Here is a 22,581-nt window from a genome sequence, read left to right as displayed (position 1 = left end):
GAATAGGGAAGTTATACCTTTCGCACTTCAAATTTCGGCAGTGCCTGAGGAGGCGCCAGGGTGTGCGGCAAAGGCTTTGCCAGCATGGAGCTGGCATAAAGCCTACAGAGATGTATTCACGGCGTCCTTTGACGGACACCCTGGTGCCGAATTTTGATCTGCGATGGGTATATTTGTGACTATAGCCTTACCGGAGTTTTCACAATGATCATACGTTCTATGATTTTGAGCGCAGCTTTGGCCGCATTTTTTGCTGCAAGCGTTAAGGCGAACGATGCTCGACAGGCATTTTCGTCAGTGGATCTCGACATGACCGAACAACGTTTAAAAGAGCACCTTAAAGCATTGACAGTGACCATCGGCGAGCGTAGCGTGCGTTTTCCGGAGCATCTCGAAAAAACGGCGGCCTATATAGAGTCTTTTTATCGAGGCCTTGGCATGACGACGGAAAGAGAGCCTTACGATTATCGGGATATGACGGTGGCCAATGTAATAGCGCGTCTCGAACCGGAGAAACAATCCGCCCGGCATTATTTGATAGGCGCCCATTACGATTCGGTTACCGGAACGGTAGGCGCAGACGACAACGCCAGCGCAATAGCCGTGCAATTGGAGACGGCGCGCCAATTGCTAGCCTTGTCGAAACAAGGCCGACTCGATACGGCTGTCAGTTTTGTTTCTTTCGCGCTGGAAGAACCGCCGGTATTCGGGACTCGGTACATGGGCAGCCGGGTTCATGCAAGAAGGGCCCGGGAGGCGGGGCAAAATATCGACGGCATGCTTTGCCTTGAGATGGTTGGTTATACTTGCCACGAGCCAAGCTGCCAACGCTATCCGTTTCCCTTGATGTTCCTGGGCTATCCAAAACAAGGCGATTTTATCGGCATCGTGGGCAATTTCAGTTCCTTGCCGTTGACCCGTTCGTTGCACCGGTCTTTTCAACAGAACCCAAACCTTCCGGTCGTCAAGCTCACTGTGCCGCTGAGCGGACGGATCATGCCGGCGGTGCGCTTAAGCGATCATGCTTCTTTTTGGGACGAAGGCTACCGAGCCGTAATGATCACCGATACCGCCTTTTACCGCAATCCTCACTATCACCGAAGCACCGACACGATGGAGACGTTGGATTACCGGTTCATGGCGGAACTGGTTCAGAGTCTGGTAGGTTTTTTTGCCGACCGGCAAGCCGAATAAATTCGTAATCTGTCGGCAGGGAGCGTTCAGTCAAATCGGCGAGGACGTTTGTATTGCCGGCCGGCTTATAGGCATGAAGAGATGGAAAGCCCGGTAAGAACGTGGACTCAAGAAACGAGTACCGAAGAACTGATACAATTGTTCTTCGATTAAAGCAACCCGGAAAAGCCGTAATTGAAGAGAAATCGAGATGAAGGGGTTTCTTCATGTTCATTGGATTAATTTTAGAAAAAGCATTTTGTCCACGAAAATCACGAAAATATCCAAATAGTTATGTTTTTCAAGTTGCTCACCCAAAGGGTAATTTAACAGATTTATGTAACTGTATGATTACTTTCGTTTATTTCGCGGGCTGACTGCCGAATTTAGGTTAATGCCTTACTACCCATTACCCACCGAGAGGACTTAAAACCATGCAAAAAATCCATTGGCATTCGTTTGCGACAGCGGACAAGGTCGCCGCGTCCGCTGCACAGCAAATCCTTGCCGCCTCCGAACAAGCCATCGCGGCGAGAGGTGCCTTCAAATTAGTCTTAGCGGGTGGAAGCACGCCCGAAAAGGTTTATCAATTGTTAGCCGAAAGCTCGGCCGATTGGAACAACTGGCATATTTATTATGGAGACGAGCGCTGTTTGCCTGTCGATCATGCCGACCGCAATAGCCGCATGGCTGGCTCGGTATTTTTGGATAAGGTTTCTATTCCTTCCGGGCAAATCCATACGATGCCGGCCGAACTCGGCCCGGAAAAAGCGGCCGAAGCCTACCGCCCGACGATCGAACAGGTCGGCCGATTCGATATGGTCTTGTTAGGTATGGGCGAAGACGGACATACCGCGAGCTTATTTCCAGGCCACGTTCATTCAAGCGATGAGACGGTACATGCCGTTTTCAATTCGCCAAAGCCGCCGCCGGAAAGAATTTCTTTGAGCTCCAAAGCCCTCAGCAATAGCCTGCAGGTGTTGTTTTTAGTGACCGGGGCCGGCAAACAAGAAGCCGTCAAGCAATGGCGTCAAGGAGAAGTACTGCCGGTCGCATTAATCAGACCGGACGCCGGCGTCGATGTTTATATCGATGAGGCAGCCCTTGGCGATGCTTGAAGATAACGCTCCATAAGCCTCTCACTGAAATCGGCCACTAAGAACACGAAGGGAGGGCGAACTTTAATTTTTACGCCCCCCTCTGTGTCAATATACCTGAGACACCGCCCCATGCATTAATTAGGGAACATTTTCGGAGAAAATCTCATGACTGACACAACCGTACAAGCTATTCCTCATGCCGCGGCGAACGCGGAGGACACGCAAGACGCCCGTAGGGCGGCTGAAGTGTCCTCCGCGTTCGCCGCGGAACCTTCCCGGATCACCAGCGAAGTGCTTGAAAAGGCCGCCCGCCGGACGTTTACCGCCGAATACAAAGAGCGCATCTTGACCCAGGCTGATGCGTGTAGCGAACCGGGCTGCATCGGCAAGTTGCTGCGCACAGAGGGATTATATTCCTCACATCTCAGCAAATGGCGCAGCGAACGTGAGCAGGCCATCCGCGCCGGTCTATCCAAGCCGCGTGGCCGCAAACCTTCGGACAAGAATCCGTTAGCCGCTGAAAATGCTCGTCTGCAAGCCGAAATTCAGCGTTTGCAGGCATGCCTAACACAGGCGGAGGCTATCATCGATGTCCAAAAAAAACTTTCGCAACTGCTGGGCTTGTGCGAGATTCCAGCCCACACCGGGAGAGCATCATGAAGGCCACGCTTGAACTCAGCCGTGAGGTTGGCGTTAAGGCCGCCTGCGAGGCGCTCAACTTCAACCGTGCCTCGTTTTATCGCGCACAACAAGATCGCTCTTCGTGGCCGGTCGAACGTCCGCGCCCGCCGCTGGCACTGAGTACGGACGAAGAGCTACACGTCCTGGCGCATCTGCACAGCGAGCGTTTCATGGATTGCTCGCCTTATCAGGTCTATGCGGCGCTGCTCGACGAGGGCGTTTACCTGTGCTCCATCAGCACCCTCTATCGCATCCTGGTGCGCCACCAGGAAGTGCGCGAGCGCCGCAACCAGCTTCGTCGTCCCAACTACACCAAGCCCGAGTTACTCGCCACTGCGCCCAACCAAGTATGGTCATGGGATATCACCAAACTCAAAGGCCCGGCCAAATGGACGTATTTCTACCTCTACGTCATTATCGACATTTTCAGCCGCTGCGTGGTCGGCTGGATGGTAGCGCACCGCGAATCCACCGAGCTGGCTAAGCGACTGATTGGCGAAAGCTGTACTCGGCAAACTATCCGTGAAGGCCAATTGACTATTCACGCCGACCGCGGCAGCAGTATGACCTCCAAAGGCGTCGAGCAACTGCTGGCTGACCTGGGCGTGACCAAAACCCATTCACGGCCCCATGTCTCCAACGACAACCCGTATTCCGAGGCGCAGTTCAAGACCTTGAAATACCGACCGGGCTTTCCGGCTCAATTCGGCGCTATCGAAGATGCCAGAAGCTTTTGCGGAACGTTCTTCGACTGGTACAACCATGACCACTATCACTCCGGCATTGCACTGTTAACCCCGGCCAGCGTTCACAGCGGCCAAGCCGTCGAGATAGTTACGCAGCGCACGCAAGTCCTGCATGCCGCATTCGAGCGCAATCCGGAACGCTTCAAAAACCGCCAACCCCATGCCCAAGCCGTACCTGAAGCCGCTTGGATTAACCCGCCCCCTTCACGGACGGCAAATGAGGCTCTCGACCAGGAAAACTAAACTCACAATCTACACTAATTTTTTATTATGGGTGTCTCAAAATCATTGACATATACCGCCCTCCGTGTTCTTTCTAATTGAATTTAGGGGCTACTCACTTAACGCGGGACAGTTTAAGGTTAATCCGTTCTTGGTGAGCCCTTCGGCTGCGCTCAGGGCGAACGGTTAATCCTTAGTGCTTTTGTCCCGCCTTAATTGGGAAGCCAATTTGGGTTTATCGCCAAAGCACAATGCCTGGATTATTGACGACGATGTAGCCTCTCGGGTGCCTACGATAAAACGTATTGCCTACGACAAAATAAGGTGAGCCTCGCCAAATCATTTGATGATGCAGTCTCGGCAATGTGGCGATGATCGCGCCGATCGGCGCATCGACGATGATATAGCCTGATTGAAACGGCTGATAATAAAAGCCATCATAAAAATAGTAGCTCGAACGGTCGATCACTATCCTCGATGCGCCGCGAGGCAAAGGTCTAGTCCGGTGACCGGGTTTATAATAATGCGGATAGGGCGGAGATGGCGTGTAGTGTTGCCGAGGCGTCGCATATATGCGTGTTCGCGGCGCTTGCGGCGGCGCAGTCCGTTGTTTCGAATAACTGTGCCGACTCGAACGAGGCCGGTGATCTTGAGCATAGACGGCGCTATTCATCAACAGCATCGCACTCATGGCCAAGACGACTATTTTTGTTAGACTTTTCATAACGATCTCCCGGTGGTACCGAGCGAAACCGCTATCCGTCCCTGGCTTGCGGTTGTATTTTGTCTACCGATACTTGCCTTCTCAGCCGTACTCTTTGTTTATCGCTTAGAAGATCAAGTCGTTGCGCTTATTGTGCGTCGACAGTTTTGCCGGATTTCCTTTCCTGTCTTTCCTGGCGTCTCTCTTGACGTTTTTCCTGGCGTTTTTCCTGCCATTTTTCATTACGCTGCTGTTTTAACGCTTCCATTTTTTGCATTTGTTCTTCATTCAGCACTTCCTGCATGCGGCCGCGGGTTTCTTCGTGTATCGCTCGGTATTTTTCATGCTGTTCCTTGAAGATGGATTCCAGCTGAGTGCGTTGCTCTTCAGTCAGGTCCAAATCCTTGGCTAAGCGCTCTATTCTTTGTCCATGACGGCCTTCCATACCGCCTTTTCCGCCGCCGGGAGGGAATGCGGCCGCAGTCAACGGAAGGGTCAATGCGATTGCGATTGCGATGATTTTTTTGTTCATGATCTTATCCTCTTGGGGTTAGTAATAAAAGAACGGTTTATCTCCGTTCTTGATGATTAATATAAACGCCAAATGCGTAAACAATTTGCAGCAATTGTGGAAACATTGTGAAAGTGTATGACAATGGCAAAAACTCAAAACTCTCTTTTGCCGGTAACGCCGAGATAAAAATAGAGATTTACCCTATACCTGAGGTATCTCCAAAAAATAGCCATATAAAACAATTTTCTATGGTTGAAAATTGAAAGATAAGTTGGTTTTCGCTTACCGGTTTCGAGAAGTTGGAGCTTCTCGTACTGCGTTCCCAAGCAAAGAGCTTGGGAACGAGCGATTTGTGGGGATACCTCAGACCCTATCCTCCTTTTTTACTACTAACCGCTTACTGCTCACTGTTAACCTGTAGTTCGTAACGGTAACCGGCACCGTAAACCGAGTGGACTAATTCCTGTCCCGGTAACAAGTCCGACAATTTCTTGCGCAATTTCTTGATATGGCTATCGATCGTCCGATCGGAAACGATGCGTTGGTCCTGATAGATCAAATCCATTAATTTAGAACGCGAAAAAATTCGTCCGGGTTGATCATATAAGGCCTGCAATAATTGAAATTCCACCGCAGTCAATTCGGTTTCCCTATGCCCCGCCCGGACTCGAAAACTTTCCGACATCAGCGATATCGGACCTTCGCTGCCGCTTACCTTTTGCGGCTGCAGCCTGCGCAAGACTGCTTTGACGCGAGCAACCATTTCGCGCGGACTAAACGGTTTACAAATATAATCATCCGCGCCTAATTCTAAGCCCAACAACCTGTCGACTTCTTCGATACGTGCGGTCACGATGATGATCGGTACTGAACTGAAGCCCCGTATTTCGCGGCAAATATCCAAACCGTCTTTTCCCGGCAGCATCAAATCCAGCAAAATCAAATCGACCGGGTTTTGTTTCAGCCACGGCACTACTTTAAGACCGTCATCGAGGCAATCGGTTGCATAACCGGCATTATGTAAATAATCCGCCTCCAGACGAGCTAATTTGAGTTCGTCTTCGACAATCAAGATACGGTTCATAAAATATTCCTCGGATCAAAAACCTTCCATTATCAACCACCTTGGAGACCGTGGATGAACTTAGAAAAAACATTACGCCATGAAGATCATGGAGAATAAGAAGCTATCTCAATAACTTGTTACGCGTTCGTATAAAACTTTCGCTCACCCGATAGGTTAGCGGGGATACTCAGGCAAGCTCTTGAATTGCTTCATGGTTAAACTGCCGATTTTACTGTGAAAGTCCGTAGACATGGGTGCTTTATCTAATTTTTCGATATACAAAACTCTGTTCTGGCAATGCCGGTTCAGGAGAGGGTGCGGTTGCTCGATCGACAGGCGTTGGCGGCAGGATAGCCGCCATCGAGCCTACATAGACGTATTCACGGCGTCCTGTCGGGCGAGTGACCGCGCCCTCCCCACGCCTCGTACTTTCATTTGCCGGGGTGATTGCCGAGCTTTCATGAACGATAGGATGAAACTTTCTTAAGATAATAACGGTAGCGCAATACGGATGTTAAGCCCGCCCAATTTTGATTTCCCGGCTGTAATCGTACCGTTGTGCGCATGGACGATATTCGCGCAAATGGCAAGGCCTAGTCCTGCGCCTCCATGATGTCGGCTGCGGGAACTTTCGACTCGATAAAAGCGATCGAATAAATGCCCTATTTCCTGTTCAGGTACGCCGGGCGCGCTGTCGGCGAATTCGATCAGCAACGAACCGCTTTTTTTCATAACGATGATCTTCAAGCACCCGTCGGCATCGGTATACTTGGCGCTGTTGCTCAATAGGTTGCGGAATAGTTGCGACAATCGGTCCGGGTCGGCATGAATGCGCACGGCTTTGGTCAGACGATTCAGCAACTCCAAGCGGATTTGCCGGTTATCGAATTCCGGCGATAAGGCGGTGACATCCTCCTGCAACACTGTCATCGGGTCGAGCGTTTGCTTGCGATAGCTTAACGCCCCCTGGTCCGAAAGCGCCAATTGATAAAGATCCTCCGTCAAACGATTCAGTCTCATGACATCACCAAGCAGCGAATCGACCGCTTCGGCTGTCAGTGGGCGGATTCCGTCTTGCAAGGCCTCCAATTCTCCATGCAGCACCGCCAAAGGCGTACGCAACTCATGGGAAATATCGGCGACCCAGCGCCGTTTCGATTGTTCGGACCGTTCCAACGCCGTTGCCAATTCGTTAAAATCGCGCGCCAAATCGCCGAGTTCGTCAGACGACTCGACAGGAAGCCTGACATCGTATCGACCGATAGCAAGCGCTTTCGCCGCCGTGGTGATCCGCTTTAGCGGCCTTCCCAGTATGTAAGCCAATAACCAAGCCAGAAAGGCGGACAACAATATCATCAATAAGGCAATCCAGACGAAGGCCTTGGCCTGACCCTCGATAAATCGCAATTCGCCGGGTTGGCTCGGCGTTTTACCCGGCAAAATCCCCAAATATCCGACAATACCGTCTTGGTAATGGATAGGCTCTAGTTCCTCCAGTTTCTCTACTGCATCGGCACGTCCGTATATGATCGTTCGATCTGCGCGCAACAGCATAACGCGCAGTTGCAAAGGCGTATAACGCCGGTTCATCGAATTTTCCGGCATAGCCGGAGGCCAATAACCCGACGGTTCGCTTTGCGCCTGCTCTATCAAACTAGGCGGCGGACGATGGCGGCGCTGATCGGACTGCCACAATAACTGAATCCATAATTGTTTATTAGCAGCCAACTTTTCCCAATCGTGTTCTTGAGCATAATAATCGCTAAGCGTTTCGATCAGCGCCGATACGCGCTCCTGCTGTCTCGATTTGATGAATTCGTTAAAACCCCGATCCAAAGACCAGCGCATAAACACATACATCCCCGAAACCAAAAGCAGCGTGGTGAGCAGGAAAGTCAGGAATAATTTGACACGTATACTTCGTGCGTTCATGTTTGCGGCTTTTATGGCAATGCTATTTTGTTCGAGAGCAAGGCGCGAAAACAGGCGCATAGCAAGCTATGTAACTGTTTTCGTAACGCAGCTATCGAACAAAAGAGCGCGTTAGAAAACAGCAAATGTGGCCGCGCGAAGTATATATACCTTTCGCACTTCAAATTTCGGCAGTGCCTGAGGAGGCGCCAGGGTGTGCGGCAAAGGCTTTGCCAGCATGGAGCTGTGGCATAGAGCCTACAGGGATGTATTCACGGCGTCCTTTGACGGACACCCTGGTGCCGAATTTTGATCTGCGATGGGTATAGACTGGCGCACAAGCTTTACCCATTAAGCGATAGCTCATTGTCGCCGGTAATTGTGCAAAAATTAAGAAGTGTTAGCCGTTCAGCACCCGGAATAAGATTTCTTTAACGTTTTGCGGCTCGAAGGGTTTGTCGCAAATCGCCGATACGCCGGCTTGCTGAACTTGATCCAAGCGGGTTTCGTTCGATTCGCTGGTCACCATGAGAATCGGTATGAAGGTATTTTGCCGGTCGTTGCGGATGTGGCTAATCAGCTCTCGTCCGTCCATTTCCGGCATGTTGTAATCGGTCACGATTAAATCGAAGGCTTCGCCGGTCGCTTGAAATAGCTCGGCCGCCGCCTTACCGTCATTGGCCGTGGTAATCTGAGTGATGCCCATGTTATTCAATACCCGAACGATATGCTTACGCGCCATCGAACTGTCGTCGACCACCAAGACGCGCAAGGCTTCGATCGCATAATTATCCAACTCGAGTTCTTCCGGTTCGATGAATTCGATCGTTGAGCGCAGGGCTCTTCGCAAATTGTCATGATCGAAGGGCTTGGGCAAGATCGCCACGACGCCGGCCTGCCGGATCGGGTCTAATGCCGAAAACCGAGTCTCGCTGGATATCAACATAAACGGGACGTCGTTTAGTTCTTCATTGGCTTTGATTTTGACAATCATTTCGGCAGCCGTCATGTCCGGCAAATACATACTACTAATGATTAAATCGGGCTTATAATCGGACAATATCATCAAAGCCGAATTACCCGAATCCGCCCCTTCAATACTGGCAATCCCTTCTTCCTTAAGATGTTTGATAATGACTTTAAGCTGCGTTGAGGATGGTTCGACCAGTAAAATCGATAAGTCTTCTATTTTTAAAGATGTCATAAGCGGTTGATTGATGCGTTTCCGTTGCAGTTAGCGGTTAGCGGTATTTAGAAAGCAATTGTATCCATAGTCAAATAAAGTCTACTCCCTGCTAACGGCTAACCGTTCACCACTGACTCAATATTTTTCTAAAGTTTAGACGTATTTCTTGCCTTTTGCAGTCTCGTGCCCGGATTTAATCGAGACTAAATTTTTTACGAATGAAATCAATAAACCGGAAGCTTTGTAATATAATCACGCGCACGGTTTCGGCTTCTAATAAATTACCCGAATTCAGTCGAAACAATAAAATTATAAAATAGTACTAAAAAGGCCCGCTAAAACCGGGATCTCTATAACTATAACAAATGAGGATAGGAATTATGTGTTGGAGTGGAGAAGCATCGACCGTTTTGGCGGCTGCAGGGCTGTCGACGGCGGTTTATGTCGCCAGGAAAGGCGAATCGAACGAATTGTGGATTCCCTTGGTGTATTTTGCACTGATGGAACTCCTGCAAGCGGCAACCTACGTTTACATCAATCTATGCGACAATCCGAATAATCAGATATTGACGCTTTTCGGTTATGTTCACATCGCTTTTCAGCCATTTTTCGTCAATATGGTCGCAATGTATTTCATTCCGGAAAGCGTCAAATTAAAAATTCGTACGACTGTTTATACGATTTGCGCGATGGGATCGTTGGCAATGTTGGTTAAAATGTTTCCTTTCGATTGGGCAGGATCATGCCAAATCGGTGTCGAAGGTTTTTGCGGACCGGCGACCTGTTCGGTATCCGGCGATTGGCATATCGCTTGGCAAATGCCATTGAACGGCCTGATGTCCGAACCGCAAAGCTGGTTATTCGGTTTCGATTGGGGGTTGCATGCTTTTACTTATATTTTGGTGTCTTTCTATCTGCCGCTACTTTACGGATCTTGGCGTTTTGTCGGATTCCATTATTTAATCGGTCCGTTCGTTTCCGATCTGACCACGACCGACCCGAACGAATATGCCGCTGTTTGGTGTCTGTTTTCGATTGCATTATGCGTATCGGTTATCAAAACGCCAATCCGCAAGCATTTGCATGTCAAAACATGGCCTTATTATCACCGCCAAGTGTCGGACGCTTTATAGCGGTCTAAAACAGCACTCTGTCCGGCTCATTGACGTCGCAGTCAACAGGGGACGCGACAGTCCGGTAGGGATCGCCGGAATCCGGCTGCCAGGGATGGCGCCGAATCTATTTTTCTGGTTCCCACGGCCCTCCGTGGGAACCCATACCGTGGCTGCCGAGGCAATATCGGCATGCATTCCCGCCTTATTAAAATTTCTAGTGCGAAGCCAAAATCATGCTCAGCTACCGTCACGGATTTCATGCCGGCAATTTCGCGGATGTACTCAAACACAGCCTGCTTTGTTTGACGATCATCGAACTCAAGAAAAAAGACAAACCCTTCGTTTATATCGACACACATGCCGGCGCCGGGGCCTATTCTTTGCAGTCGCCCTTTGCCGAAAAAACCGGCGAATACCGGCAAGGCATCGGTCGCCTATATCCCAGCCAAACCTTTCACCCTTTGCTCGATAGTTATTTCGCTGGAATTCGCTCGTTAAACACCAATAGTAAACTAAGCCATTATCCCGGGTCGCCGGAATTTGTCCGTGCGTTGATGCGCTCTCAGGACAGAATGCAACTTAGCGAACTGCACGGTAGCGATTTTGCGATCTTGCAAGAACGCTACCGTAACGGCCGGCAAATCAGCGTTGCCCAAGAGGACGGCTTAAAAAATCTATTAAAAAAACTGCCGCCTCCACAAAAAAGAGGATTGATTTTTATCGACCCGAGTTATGAAGTGAAGGAGGATTACAGTAGTGTGGTTGACACGCTCGCAAAAGCGTACCGGCGTTTCGCCATCGGTGTGTATTGTCTTTGGTATCCCGTGATTCGCCGAGAAACAGTCGATAATCTAATGGCCGCACTCGTCGAGACCGGTATCAAAAAACAATTGCGAATCGAACACTGTATTCTTCCGGACAGCGAAGAATTGGGTATGACCGGATCGGGCTTGTTGTTCATCAATCCGCCTTGGCAATTGGAAAGCCAGGCCCGGGAATTAATGCCTTGGCTGAACGATAGGCTTACGGATGGTATGGGGACTTGGTCTGTCGATTGGCTGGTTCCGGAATGATATGACCCGATAAAGTCACGGTTCATGTTTCAGCTTCGATTTTGCCGTCCACGATACGAATCTTGCGTTTGGCCCGCTCGCCGATCGCCGGGTCGTGCGTGATCACCACCAAGGTCACGCCTTGCTCGTTAAGACGCTCCAATAGATCGATGATTTCGGCGCCCGATTTGCTGTCGAGATTGCCGGTCGGCTCGTCGGCTAGCAGAATACCGGGATTCATGATCATCGCTCGGGCGATCGCGACGCGCTGCAACTGGCCGCCGGATAATTGATCGGGCCTATGGCCGGCTCGATCGGATAAACCGACTTGCTTCAAGGCTGTTTCGATTCGCTGTTGCCGTTCCTTGCGGTCGATTCCGGCCAGCATCATCGGCATTTCGACATTTTCGGCGGCGGTCAGGCGAGGGATCAAATGAAAAAATTGGAACACGAAGCCGATATTTTCGCGGCGCACCTTGGCCAATTCGTCATCACTGTACTGTGTAATATCCCTGTCATTTAAAAAATAGTGCCCGGAACTAGGCTGATCCAGCAGCGCGATCACATTCAATAAAGTCGACTTTCCGGAACCCGACGGCCCCATCACCGATAGATATTCGCCGTGCGCAATGGTCAGGTCGATATCGTCGAGGGCATGCACCGACTGTTCCCCGACTTGAAAATACCGGTGAATGTCTTCCAGGCGAATCATTACTTTTCGCGCACCGCAACGCCTGCCTCGATACCTTCCTGGCCTACCGAGAACACGACCCGATCGCCCTTGTCGAGCCCCGACACGACTTCGGTAAAATTCCAATTCGCCAAGCCCGGTTCGAAGCGGCGCTCTTCAAGAACGCCGTCGGCTCCGATCAACAGAACCCGCTCGGTACCTAGAATCGCTTCGGCAGGCAGTCTCAAGGCGCTGTCCTTGCGCGCCAACAATACTTCGACATCGGCGCTGTAACCGGGCATCAAACCTTCAAGGTCCTTCGGGTCCGTTAACATGACTTCGATTTCGACGGTGCGCGCCTGTTTTTCCTTTTCCAAGACATAAGGTGCGATGCGCGATACTTTGCCGGAACAACGCTCTCCGCTAAACGCATCGAGCGACACGCAAGCTTGCATCCCGGTTCTGATCTGTGCGGCATCGACTTCATCGATCGGCGCCGAGACAAACAAACAACTGAGATCCAGCAAATCGATCGGCGGCAATGTGAGAATGCCGGGCGGCGACGGCGTGACGAATTCGCCCACTTCGGCGTTGACTTCGGCGACGACACCGTCGAACGGCGCGCGTATCATCGTGCGTTCGACGGCGGCCTTGGCAACATTCAAATTCGCAATACCGACCTCAACGTTAATGCGGGCAGACCGACAACTGGCTTGTTGCGCCTTGGCCTGAGTCACGGCCTTGTCAACCATATCGACCGAAACGAATTGTTTGCTTTTTTGCAATTTAACCAGTCGGTCGGCCTCTCGTCCGGCGCCTGCGGCGAGCTCGCAAATTTGTTCGGCATTGGCTCGATTGACTTTGATTTGTGCCGATTGAAGCTCGACTTGCGCCTTCAAATCTTCGTTCCAGATTTCGAGCAACAATTGATTTCTTTTGACGCCATCGCCTTCCGCGACATGCAATGCCGCCACCTGGCCGCCGGTAGCCGGAGCCAAATAGGATCTACGGCAAGCCTTGACGGTGCCGACGCGGGTATTCGACACGGTCGCCTTGACCTCTCCGTCGGTCAAAACATAAACCTCGACTTCGACCGGCTTGGGCCGTTTCGCGTAATAATAAGCGCCGACGATAACGCCCATCACCGCAAGGCTAATGAGTGCCGATCGACTCATGTTGTCAGGCGCTGCTCCAGATTCGTTCGCAACACGTTTAAAAAGTCTTCGGTAGTTAAATAATGCGAGTCGTTCAGGTCGTCTCCGTGAATACACAAGGCCAGGTCTTTGGTCATTTGCCCTGCTTCGACGGTTTCGACGCAAACTTTCTCAAGCGTGTCGCAAAAATCGATCAAGGCCTGATTGCCGTCCAGCTTGCCGCGAAACGCAAGGCCCCGCGTCCAGGCGAAAATCGATGCGATTGGATTGGTCGAGGTCTTCTTGCCTTGTTGGTGCATACGGTAATGCCGCGTGACGGTGCCGTGAGCGGCTTCGGCCTCCATGGTTTGACCGTCCGGCGTCACTAGGGTCGAAGTCATTAGTCCCAACGAACCGAAACCTTGCGCGACCGTATCGGATTGCACGTCGCCGTCGTAATTCTTGCAGGCCCAGACGAATGCGCCGTTCCATTTCAATGCCGATGCGACCATATCGTCGATCAATTTATGTTCGTAAGTTATGCCTTGCTCGGCGAAACGATTCTTGTATTCGGCCTGATAGACCGCTTCGAAAATGTCCTTGAAGCGCCCGTCGTATTTTTTCAGAATCGTGTTCTTGGTCGACAAGTACAGCGGCCAGCCGCGATCCAATGCGACATTGAAGCAACTGCGCGCGAATCCCGCGATCGACTCGTCGGTGTTGTACATCGCCAAGGCCACGCCGTCGCCTTCGAAATGATAGACTTCGAAATCCTGAACTTCGCCGCCGTCATCCGGGGTAAAGCTTATACGCAGCGTACCTTTGCCTTTCGTTAAAAAATCGGTCGCTCGGTATTGATCTCCGAAGGCGTGACGGCCGATGCAGATCGGTTGCGTCCAATTCGGGACCAACCGGGGTACGTTTCGGCAAATGATCGGCTCTCGGAACACTGTGCCGTCGAGAATATTCCGTATCGTCCCGTTCGGCGATTTATACATTTTCTTCAGATTGAATTCTTCGACACGCCCTTCGTCCGGCGTAATCGTTGCGCATTTAATACCTACGCCATGCTTTTTAATGGCATGAGCGGCATCGATTGTAATTTGATCGTCGGTCGCATCGCGTTGTGGAATACTCAAATCGTAATAATCGATCGTCAGGTCCAGGTAGGGCAGAATCAATTCTTGCTTGATAAAATGCCAAATGATTCGGGTCATTTCGTCGCCATCCAGTTCGACAACAGGCGATTTAACGGGGATTTTGGTCATGCCGCGCTCCTTTAGATTTTGGGTTTAGGATTTCGTGATAAATAACGCCCTGGAATTATGAGCTTTGTTGAGGGTTCGGTAACTCGCTTGGTAGGACGCCGTGAATACTTCCTTGTAGGCTTGATGGCGGCGACTGATTGCCAAGGATGGCATGAATGCAGATTTTGCAGGAGCAAAAATCTGCCCTGCCGCCGACACCTGCCAATCGAGCAACCGAACCCTCCCTAAAATAGGGAAGTTATTTACGACCAAATCCTTAGTAGGGAAGTATAGCTTTAATTGCTTACGAAAATCTCGATTCCCGGTATATGTCAATGATTTTGAGACACCCATAATAAAAAATTAGTGTAGATTGTGAGTTTAGTTTTCCTGGTCGAGAGCCTCATTTGCCGTCCGTGAAGGGGGCGGGTTAATCCAAGCGGCTTCAGGTACGGCTTGGGCATGGGGTTGGCGGTTTTTGAAGCGTTCCGGATTGCGCTCGAATGCGGCATGCAGGACTTGCGTGCGCTGCGTAACTATCTCGACGGCTTGGCCGCTGTGAACGCTGGCCGGGGTTAACAGTGCAATGCCGGAGTGATAGTGGTCATGGTTGTACCAGTCGAAGAACGTTCCGCAAAAGCTTCTGGCATCTTCGATAGCGCCGAATTGAGCCGGAAAGCCCGGTCGGTATTTCAAGGTCTTGAACTGCGCCTCGGAATACGGGTTGTCGTTGGAGACATGGGGCCGTGAATGGGTTTTGGTCACGCCCAGGTCAGCCAGCAGTTGCTCGACGCCTTTGGAGGTCATACTGCTGCCGCGGTCGGCGTGAATAGTCAATTGGCCTTCACGGATAGTTTGCCGAGTACAGCTTTCGCCAATCAGTCGCTTAGCCAGCTCGGTGGATTCGCGGTGCGCTACCATCCAGCCGACCACGCAGCGGCTGAAAATGTCGATAATGACGTAGAGGTAGAAATACGTCCATTTGGCCGGGCCTTTGAGTTTGGTGATATCCCATGACCATACTTGGTTGGGCGCAGTGGCGAGTAACTCGGGCTTGGTGTAGTTGGGACGACGAAGCTGGTTGCGGCGCTCGCGCACTTCCTGGTGGCGCACCAGGATGCGATAGAGGGTGCTGATGGAGCACAGGTAAACGCCCTCGTCGAGCAGCGCCGCATAGACCTGATAAGGCGAGCAATCCATGAAACGCTCGCTGTGCAGATGCGCCAGGACGTGTAGCTCTTCGTCCGTACTCAGTGCCAGCGGCGGGCGCGGACGTTCGACCGGCCACGAAGAGCGATCTTGTTGTGCGCGATAAAACGAGGCACGGTTGAAGTTGAGCGCCTCGCAGGCGGCCTTAACGCCAACCTCACGGCTGAGTTCAAGCGTGGCCTTCATGATGCTCTCCCGGTGTGGGCTGGAATCTCGCACAAGCCCAGCAGTTGCGAAAGTTTTTTTTGGACATCGATGATAGCCTCCGCCTGTGTTAGGCATGCCTGCAAACGCTGAATTTCGGCTTGCAGACGAGCATTTTCAGCGGCTAACGGATTCTTGTCCGAAGGTTTGCGGCCACGCGGCTTGGATAGACCGGCGCGGATGGCCTGCTCACGTTCGCTGCGCCATTTGCTGAGATGTGAGGAATATAATCCCTCTGTGCGCAGCAACTTGCCGATGCAGCCCGGTTCGCTACACGCATCAGCCTGGGTCAAGATGCGCTCTTTGTATTCGGCGGTAAACGTCCGGCGGGCGGCCTTTTCAAGCACTTCGCTGGTGATGCGGGAAGGTTCCGCGGCGAACGCGGAGGACACTTCAGCCGCCCTACGGGCGTCTTGCGTGTCCTCCGCGTTCGCCGCGGCATGAGGAATAGCTTGTACGGTTGTGTCAGTCATGAGATTTTCTCCGAAAATGTTCCCTAATTAATGCATGGGGCGGTGTCTCAGGTATATTGACACAGAGGGTCCCCTCCCTATTCTTCAGGCTTTTCTTGTTCTTCTGCAGGGGCTTCGCCTTCTTCCTCCACAGGCTCCGTTTCTTCGACTTCCGGCGCTTCCTGAGCGCCTGCTTGCTCGAGGATTTTGATGATGCGCTCATTACCGACTTTTTTCGCTCGACCCAATACCGTTATATTTTGATTGTCTTTGGCATTGACATCGGCGCCTGCCGTTATCAACAAGTTAACGATATTTTCATGACTGAACATCAATGCATCCATCAACGCCGTCGTCCCGGTATTATCGGCCATATTCACATCGGCGCCGTAAGCCAAGAGAGTTTGCGCAATCCGCGCATTACCGCCGAAACTCGCGCCCATCAATGCGGTGCGCCCGCCGGGAGTTGCGCTATTAACATTGAGGCCTTGAGCCAGAAGCGCTTCGACTCGGGCTTGATTACCGCCGACCGAGGCGGAAAACAAATCAACGGCACTTGCCGCGTAAACGTTCAAAGGCAACAAAAGCAATAGAATTGGAAACGCTCTGTCGAATCTCATTTTGAATAGTTGCTTGCGTTTAAAACCGAGTTAAGTTGAAATACTAATCAATTTAGCATTCATAATTTATACCATCGTCGATGAGCACAAAAAATAAAATCATGATCGAGGCTACCCCTCATTTCATCGAAACGCAATCATACCCGGAAGAAGGACGTTACGTCTTCGCCTATACGATTACGATCACCAATGCCGGCATGATTCCGGCGAAATTATTGACTCGGCATTGGTTGATTACCGATGCCAACGGCAAAGTACAAGAGGTTACGGGCGAAGGCGTCATCGGCGAACAACCCTATCTCAAACCCGGCGAATCATTTCGTTATACCAGCGGCGCAATGATCGAAACGCCGGTAGGCGTGATGCAAGGCAAATATTCGATGCGCTCCGATGACGGCGAGGATTTTGAAGCTTATATCCCTAAGTTCACGCTGTCGATTCCTAGAACCTTACACTAACCATGTCCATTTATGCGATTGGCGATATTCAAGGTTGCTACGACGATTTGCTCAGACTATTGGATGCGCTTCGATTCAATGAAAACACCGATCAAATCTGGTTTGCGGGCGACTTGGTCAACCGCGGGCCGAAATCGCTGGAAACCCTACGTTTCGTAAGATCGCTTGGTTCCTCGGCCGTGACCGTACTGGGCAATCATGATTTACACTTGCTCGCCACGGCTTGTTCGATTAGATCCGAGCGCAAAAAAGACTCGCTGAGCGAAATCCTCGAGGCGCCGGACCGAGACGAACTGCTCGATTGGCTCAGACATCGGCCGCTGTTTCACTACAATGACGACTTTTGTCTCGTGCATGCCGGCCTGCCCCCGCAATGGGACTTCGACACGACCCGCGAAATGGCCGCTCTGGCGGAAAATGCACTACAAGATTTCAATTATGCCGATTTTCTCAAAGACATGTACGGCAACAAACCGAACCTATGGTCGCCTCAATTAAAAGGCGTCGAGCGGCTACGTTTTATTATCAATTGTTTTACGCGCATGCGCTATTGCGATGATAACGGCAAACTCGATTTTATTCATAACGGGCCGCCTGGAACCCAGTCTAAGAATTTAAAACCTTGGTTTGAAATACCCAACCGTAAAAATGCCGACCTGCGCATCGTATTCGGGCATTGGTCCTCGCTCGGTTACTATCGGGGTAACAATTGTTATTGCATCGACACAGGCTGTCTCTGGGGCGGCGCACTAACCGCGTTACATTTGGGAGAGAATGTTTTCCGAGTCAGTATCGATTGCGAAGGCGTATTGAAGCCTAGGCAAAAAAAGAGCTGATTTATTGGTATTTCCATTTTCGGGTATTTGACATCAGGTATTGACAAGCAAAATACCATCGCTGCTATTGCATCATTATTCGCGTGTCTTTTGACGCCATAGAGTTGAATATCGGAGTAGATCTTGATCCTGAGTTTGTTTACAGCAAGCGCGTTCAACCGCACAACAAGACGCTCCAGCCGGCGCGTAGTCGTGACTGTGAATTCGCTACTCTTGATAGCTGACGTTATGTTTTTTACCAGGCCAAAGGCGCTAAATGGATAGCCTTTCCAGATCGGTTTGACCGTTCAGTTATCGATAAGATCAGGAAGAAAGTTTTTTAGCTCCTGTGATTTCAGGACTTACCTTTCCGTTTTAAATTTACAAATTACCAGATATTTTATGACTAAGCTTCCCGACGTCTCCATGCTATCCCTGCATGAAAAAATCCAACTTTTCGATTTGCTGAAAAATGAACTTCAAGAATATTTAAATGAAAGCGAAACAGCGCTTAGCTTTTATAATTTGAAAGTCACTTATGAAAATGTTCTTTGCCTTGCATTGGACAAGCATGAGGCGCTTGAAATTCTCGAGGAAAACATACAAAGCCTGTGCAAAGATTTCCAGGTTAATGAAGTAACCCTGATCGATTTAGTTAATTCCAGGTACAACGTGATAGCGGACTATAAACGGGTCGCCGAGGAAATTAAGGACGATTTAAAAGCCTTGTGGGAATTAAATGCGGACGACCTGCGGGACAAGGAAAAGTTGCTTACCTATTTTGACTTGATAAAGTCCGCTCATGTGAAAAAACTGTTGCAACAGCATATAGACCAGTTTTGAAGTCGGCGAAAACATTTCGTACAGCTAACCAATTCGCTAGTTTGTATGGTTACGAGGAACAACCCAAAGATCTATGCTACGGCCGATGGCGCTCGCCAAATTTCCGAAAATCCCCTTGCTCTCAAACTAAGACGCATGCCGATGATTGCCGAGGTAAGCGCGGAACAAAATACCACCACCATCTTGTTACTCCCTTATATACTCAAAAAATGGCTAACTTTATGAAGGTATGGGGTGTGGCTAGCGAGGATGTCGGCAGCAGGGCAGATTTTTGCTTCATGCAAAATCTGCATTCACGCCATCCTTGGCGTTCGATTGCTGCCGTCAAGCTCCCATGGATGGGTTTACCCAGCACCTAAATTCCATGAGCCATTAGCTATGATTAACTATCTGGGATAATTTAGGTGCTGGGGTCACGGCTGTCCTCGATAGACACATTCCATACCTTTTATTCTTAGACGGTTTTTCGATCAAAAGGGAGTAATACCGTCCAATTTTGTGAATATGGCAGGTGAATTTGCTGCCATGTTGCACAGACAATTAAACCAACACACGCGAAGTATATGTTTACCTAATTACTCGGAAGGTGAGACACCGACCCGAGTTGGCATGTGTTGTATGCCCGTCGTAGATCAAAATTCGGCGACTGGGTGTCCGCTAAAGGACGCCGTGAATACGTTCCATGTAGGCTCTACAACACTTTCACCGGCCTGGTGAAGCCTCAAACTACCGCTCACCCTTCGACAGGGCTCTCCTGAGCGCAGCCGAAGGGCTCGGGGCGAACGGTAGTTTGAGGCTATCAACTGCTCTTTTAGGTTTATGCTAAATATCGGCAAGGATTCATGAGCTGCCATTCAACGCCGCAATAACCTCCAGCCATAATGGCCGAAGGTCATGCCCAAAGACCAGTGTAACTTTGGGCATCAGGTTGATAGCGTTATTAGGGTTTACCTGCTACACTTGTACGGCATTTCCGTACACATGGAGTCAAATATGGACACAGTTAGCGTAAACCAGTTTAGAGATAAACTAAAATCCCTTGTAGAGAATGTGATTACTAATCATACCCCCCTAAAGGTAACTCGTAGGGCCGGCGAAGCTTTCGTGGTTATGAGTGCAGATGACTGGGAGCGAGAACAGGAAACTCTCTACGTTCTTCAGAACAGCAGCCTAATGAAACAGATTGCCGATTCAATGGCAACCCACAACAAAAGCTTCGGCTATACCCCGACCAGCGACGAATTGAATGAGATCACTAGTATTTGAGGGTAGAACCTGGGAAATCTACGAAGAGCTTCGTGAGAAAGATAAAAAGTTACACAAAGCTCTTTGTAAACTCTTAAAAGAAATGCTACATGAGGACCCAAGCAAAGGCTTGGGTAAACCCGAGCAGCTTCGACACAACCTAACCGGATTTTGGTCGAAGCGAATTTCTCAAAAAGATCGACTCATTTATAAATTTGACGAAAAGTCCATTTACATCTTTGCAATTGGTGGACATTACGAAGACCACTAAGGATTCGGTCATAAATAACTTCCCTATTTTTAATGCACGGTAAGCAGGTTCGGTTGCTCGATTGACAGGTGTCGGCGGCAGGGCAGATTTTTGCTCCTCGGCAATTGCTGAGTTACAAGGATGTAACGAATGCAGAAAATGCAGGAGCATTTTTCTGCCCTGCATCGTCTAAAGCGCCTACTGCTGGTGTCCTAATACACGCCATCTATGGCGTAATGCAAAATCTGCATTCATGCCCCATCCTTGGCAATCAGTCGCCGCCGTCAAGCCTACACGAACGTATTCACCCAGCACCTAAATTCCATAGCCCGTTGGCTATGGTTAACTATCTTGGATAATTTAGGTGCTGGGTTCACGGCGTCCTGTCAAGCGAGTTACCGAACCTGCTGCAAAACTCATAGCTCCAGGAAGTTATTTTTCACGAAATCCTAAATTCAGTGTGACCTAATATGCCCGAAAGCCGCCTGCGATCTTCTCGAAAAATTGTCGGTTTGAATATCAGCTATACAGTACTTGAAAATTCGACAAGGTTCGGTTGAAAGTTGGTTTTTCTTTGGCTTCAACAATCAATGAAATTTTTGATACGGCCAAACGTTATCTTTTCAACACCGAAGTCCGCATGAATCTTCGAGAGTAACGGTTATTGGAAAACAGGGTTTTGGGAATTCGGTATACCGACTATTTATGCCAGCGGGCCTTCATATAATCCATTGCTTCTTGTACATTCAATTCTCGGGTACCGCCGCCGGTTCTCAAATAAAGCTTCGGGTTGTTACCTTGTTGAATGAAGACAGGGCGTGTTGACGGCAGCACGATCAAGCGGCAAATATCCAGCCCTTCGAGATCATGATAGACGACCCGCACGAATTGACAGATATCGGCGCCCATATTCGACGCGATCATGGTCATAATCAGTTGCTCATATCCGTCACGGCCGGGTTTTTTCAACGTTTGATAGTCTTTCTTCAAGCCCAGGATTTCGCCTTCGTCGGATACCCCGATCAATAGTGTACCGCCTTGTCCGTTCATAAAGCCGGCCAAGGTCTTGATCACGACACCTTCGAGCGCGCGATTAACTCGATTTTCAACGATGTCCCAGCGCAATGACGATTTAAATTCCAAATGCGGATTTTCTCCCTGTTTGATCAGCGCCTCTAAATCCTTGTCCAACTCATGCGTAAGCTGTTGAATTTGCAGCCAGCGCCGATGCATGACTGTGTACAGCAGGGCGGTAATGCAGCCTAAACAAGCCCCGACGAATGCATAAAAAGTTGTTTTCATCGGAGTCTTGCCCCCCAGCGAATTCATCAATTCACCGGTCACATATCGAATCACATTCGCTGCATCGGGTCGGTAGCGTTCATGTTCGAAGTAATAAACGAATTCGTTGATCGGGTATAAAAAGAAAAAGCCGATCAGGGCACCGAGCAAGGCGGCCGTAAAATATAAAACAACCCAATGCCGGGTACGAAATAAAACTAAACTGGTCAAAAACTGCATAGTGGAATTAAATTAGATTTGTATGAATTCGTTAGTTCATCGAGTGATGACTTCCCCTCTTTGAAAGCAAGCATCCTTTGCAGGATGGGGTTTGTAACCCATGCGCATCAACCTAAAAACGACCAACCCGCATCGCGCTCTTTCACAAGCTCCAGCCTCCTGACCGACACAACCTCCGCACATTCTCAATCAACACCGACTCGTTCGTTCAATCTTCCTTAAGTGTCGGGAAGCTAGAGCTTCCTGAACAGATTACCCAAGCTTGAGCTTGGGTAACAGCATATTTTAGTCTTTGTGACCTCGATGCCATTTATTGTAACTTGATATTCTCGGCCTCTAACTATATGAATTCGTTAGCTCATCGAGTTAGTACTCCACCTCGACTGCCAGTTCCCGACACAGTCTACCGCTTACATCCATGTAAGCTTCTTCGACAAGGGTTTCA

21 protein-coding genes are annotated in these 22,581 nt (G+C 50.0%); 10 read left to right on the top strand and 11 right to left on the bottom strand.

Translation table 11 applies throughout. The features are described 5' to 3' along the window. Positions 1 to 204: 204 nt before the first annotated feature. The 3 genes from MEALZ_RS18915 to MEALZ_RS18900 all read left to right on the top strand — a co-directional run bounded on the left by MEALZ_RS18915 (position 205) and on the right by MEALZ_RS18900 (position 3,943). Positions 205 to 1,194 (top strand): M28 family peptidase, encoded by a 990-nt coding sequence (locus MEALZ_RS18915; RefSeq protein ID WP_014150261.1) that lies wholly within the window; start codon positions 205 to 207, stop codon positions 1,192 to 1,194. A 413-nt stretch (positions 1,195 to 1,607) separates the two neighbouring features. After that, entirely contained in the window at positions 1,608 to 2,291 is a 684-nt protein-coding gene (pgl, locus tag MEALZ_RS18910; RefSeq protein WP_014150260.1) for a 6-phosphogluconolactonase, read from the top strand. 147 nt (positions 2,292 to 2,438) lie between these two features. Next, positions 2,439 to 3,943 (top strand): IS3 family transposase gene (locus MEALZ_RS18900; protein WP_408607020.1). Its coding sequence is split into 2 segments (ribosomal slippage): positions 2,439 to 2,877 and positions 2,877 to 3,943, totalling 1,506 coding nucleotides; the frame shifts between segments, so codons are not numbered across the junction. A 214-nt stretch (positions 3,944 to 4,157) separates the two neighbouring features. Here the strand turns inward: MEALZ_RS18900 and MEALZ_RS18895 are convergent. From MEALZ_RS18895 to MEALZ_RS18875, 5 genes are all read right to left on the bottom strand, one after another. Next, on the bottom strand, positions 4,158 to 4,646 hold the full coding sequence (locus tag MEALZ_RS18895; protein WP_014150259.1) for a DUF6515 family protein: 489 nt from the start codon (positions 4,644 to 4,646) through the stop codon (positions 4,158 to 4,160). Positions 4,647 to 4,773: 127 nt separating this feature from the next. Then, entirely contained in the window at positions 4,774 to 5,157 is a 384-nt protein-coding gene (locus MEALZ_RS18890; RefSeq protein ID WP_014150258.1) for a Spy/CpxP family protein refolding chaperone, read from the bottom strand. Positions 5,158 to 5,536: 379 nt separating this feature from the next. Beyond that, positions 5,537 to 6,223 carry a response regulator gene (locus tag MEALZ_RS18885; protein ID WP_014150257.1) on the bottom strand — a complete coding sequence of 229 codons (687 nt, stop codon included), beginning with the start codon at positions 6,221 to 6,223 and terminating at the stop codon, positions 5,537 to 5,539. Positions 6,224 to 6,688: 465 nt separating this feature from the next. After that, positions 6,689 to 8,137, bottom strand: a complete 1,449-nt coding sequence (locus tag MEALZ_RS18880; protein ID WP_046061702.1) for an ATP-binding protein — start codon at positions 8,135 to 8,137, stop codon at positions 6,689 to 6,691. Between the two features lie 379 nt (positions 8,138 to 8,516). After that, the gene (locus tag MEALZ_RS18875) at positions 8,517 to 9,320 is read right to left on the bottom strand and encodes a response regulator (RefSeq protein ID WP_014150255.1); all 804 of its coding nucleotides are present in this window, start codon (positions 9,318 to 9,320) and stop codon (positions 8,517 to 8,519) included. 362 nt (positions 9,321 to 9,682) lie between these two features. Between MEALZ_RS18875 and MEALZ_RS18870 the strand changes: the two genes are divergently transcribed. Then, complete coding sequence (locus MEALZ_RS18870) at positions 9,683 to 10,435, top strand: DUF5765 domain-containing protein (protein ID WP_014150254.1); 753 nt, start codon at positions 9,683 to 9,685, stop codon at positions 10,433 to 10,435. A 215-nt stretch (positions 10,436 to 10,650) separates the two neighbouring features. Then, positions 10,651 to 11,490: a 23S rRNA (adenine(2030)-N(6))-methyltransferase RlmJ gene (locus MEALZ_RS18865; RefSeq protein ID WP_014150253.1), complete on the top strand. Its 840-nt coding sequence runs from the start codon at positions 10,651 to 10,653 to the stop codon at positions 11,488 to 11,490. A 22-nt stretch (positions 11,491 to 11,512) separates the two neighbouring features. On the opposite strand, the gene MEALZ_RS18860 is transcribed toward MEALZ_RS18865, so the two are convergent. The 5 genes from MEALZ_RS18860 to MEALZ_RS18830 all read right to left on the bottom strand — a co-directional run bounded on the left by MEALZ_RS18860 (position 11,513) and on the right by MEALZ_RS18830 (position 17,004). After that, the gene (locus tag MEALZ_RS18860; RefSeq protein ID WP_014150252.1) at positions 11,513 to 12,181 is read right to left on the bottom strand and encodes an ABC transporter ATP-binding protein; all 669 of its coding nucleotides are present in this window, start codon (positions 12,179 to 12,181) and stop codon (positions 11,513 to 11,515) included. Continuing rightward, entirely contained in the window at positions 12,181 to 13,314 is a 1,134-nt protein-coding gene (locus MEALZ_RS18855) for an efflux RND transporter periplasmic adaptor subunit (protein ID WP_014150251.1), read from the bottom strand. The genes MEALZ_RS18860 and MEALZ_RS18855 overlap by 1 nt, the downstream gene beginning before the upstream one ends. Continuing rightward, positions 13,311 to 14,540, bottom strand: a complete 1,230-nt coding sequence (locus MEALZ_RS18850) for an NADP-dependent isocitrate dehydrogenase (protein WP_014150250.1) — start codon at positions 14,538 to 14,540, stop codon at positions 13,311 to 13,313. The genes MEALZ_RS18855 and MEALZ_RS18850 overlap by 4 nt, the downstream gene beginning before the upstream one ends. 360 nt (positions 14,541 to 14,900) lie before the next feature. After that, a protein-coding gene (locus MEALZ_RS18840) for an IS3 family transposase (RefSeq protein WP_408607020.1) occupies positions 14,901 to 16,405 on the bottom strand; the annotation gives its coding sequence in 2 pieces (ribosomal slippage) (positions 14,901 to 15,967 and positions 15,967 to 16,405; 1,506 coding nt in all). Positions 16,406 to 16,482: 77 nt separating this feature from the next. Next, on the bottom strand, positions 16,483 to 17,004 hold the full coding sequence (locus tag MEALZ_RS18830) for an ankyrin repeat domain-containing protein (RefSeq protein ID WP_014150249.1): 522 nt from the start codon (positions 17,002 to 17,004) through the stop codon (positions 16,483 to 16,485). Positions 17,005 to 17,105: 101 nt separating this feature from the next. On the opposite strand from MEALZ_RS18830, the gene apaG reads away from it, so the two are divergent. The 5 genes from apaG (at position 17,106) to MEALZ_RS18800 (ending at position 20,636) form a co-directional block, all read left to right on the top strand. Then, positions 17,106 to 17,462 carry a Co2+/Mg2+ efflux protein ApaG gene (gene apaG / locus MEALZ_RS18825; RefSeq protein WP_408607033.1) on the top strand — a complete coding sequence of 119 codons (357 nt, stop codon included), beginning with the start codon at positions 17,106 to 17,108 and terminating at the stop codon, positions 17,460 to 17,462. A gap of 2 nt (positions 17,463 to 17,464) precedes the next feature. Then, positions 17,465 to 18,298, top strand: a complete 834-nt coding sequence (locus MEALZ_RS18820) for a symmetrical bis(5'-nucleosyl)-tetraphosphatase (protein ID WP_014150247.1) — start codon at positions 17,465 to 17,467, stop codon at positions 18,296 to 18,298. A 381-nt stretch (positions 18,299 to 18,679) separates the two neighbouring features. Continuing rightward, on the top strand, positions 18,680 to 19,120 hold the full coding sequence (locus MEALZ_RS18815) for a hypothetical protein (protein ID WP_014150246.1): 441 nt from the start codon (positions 18,680 to 18,682) through the stop codon (positions 19,118 to 19,120). A 993-nt stretch (positions 19,121 to 20,113) separates the two neighbouring features. Next, positions 20,114 to 20,386 carry a type II toxin-antitoxin system Phd/YefM family antitoxin gene (locus MEALZ_RS18805; RefSeq protein ID WP_014150244.1) on the top strand — a complete coding sequence of 91 codons (273 nt, stop codon included), beginning with the start codon at positions 20,114 to 20,116 and terminating at the stop codon, positions 20,384 to 20,386. Next, positions 20,367 to 20,636 carry a Txe/YoeB family addiction module toxin gene (locus MEALZ_RS18800; protein ID WP_014150243.1) on the top strand — a complete coding sequence of 90 codons (270 nt, stop codon included), beginning with the start codon at positions 20,367 to 20,369 and terminating at the stop codon, positions 20,634 to 20,636. The genes MEALZ_RS18805 and MEALZ_RS18800 overlap by 20 nt, the downstream gene beginning before the upstream one ends. Before the next feature lie 678 nt (positions 20,637 to 21,314). Here the strand turns inward: MEALZ_RS18800 and MEALZ_RS18795 are convergent. Then, positions 21,315 to 22,136, bottom strand: a complete 822-nt coding sequence (locus tag MEALZ_RS18795) for an AlbA family DNA-binding domain-containing protein (RefSeq protein WP_014150242.1) — start codon at positions 22,134 to 22,136, stop codon at positions 21,315 to 21,317. Between the last annotated feature and the right edge of the window lie 445 nt (positions 22,137 to 22,581).

Source organism: Methylotuvimicrobium alcaliphilum 20Z, from assembly GCF_000968535.2.
GTDB lineage: Bacteria > Pseudomonadota > Gammaproteobacteria > Methylococcales > Methylomonadaceae > Methylotuvimicrobium > Methylotuvimicrobium alcaliphilum.
Note: the sequence above shows the minus strand (reverse complement) of the source record. Positions and strands in the feature narration are given on the sequence as shown.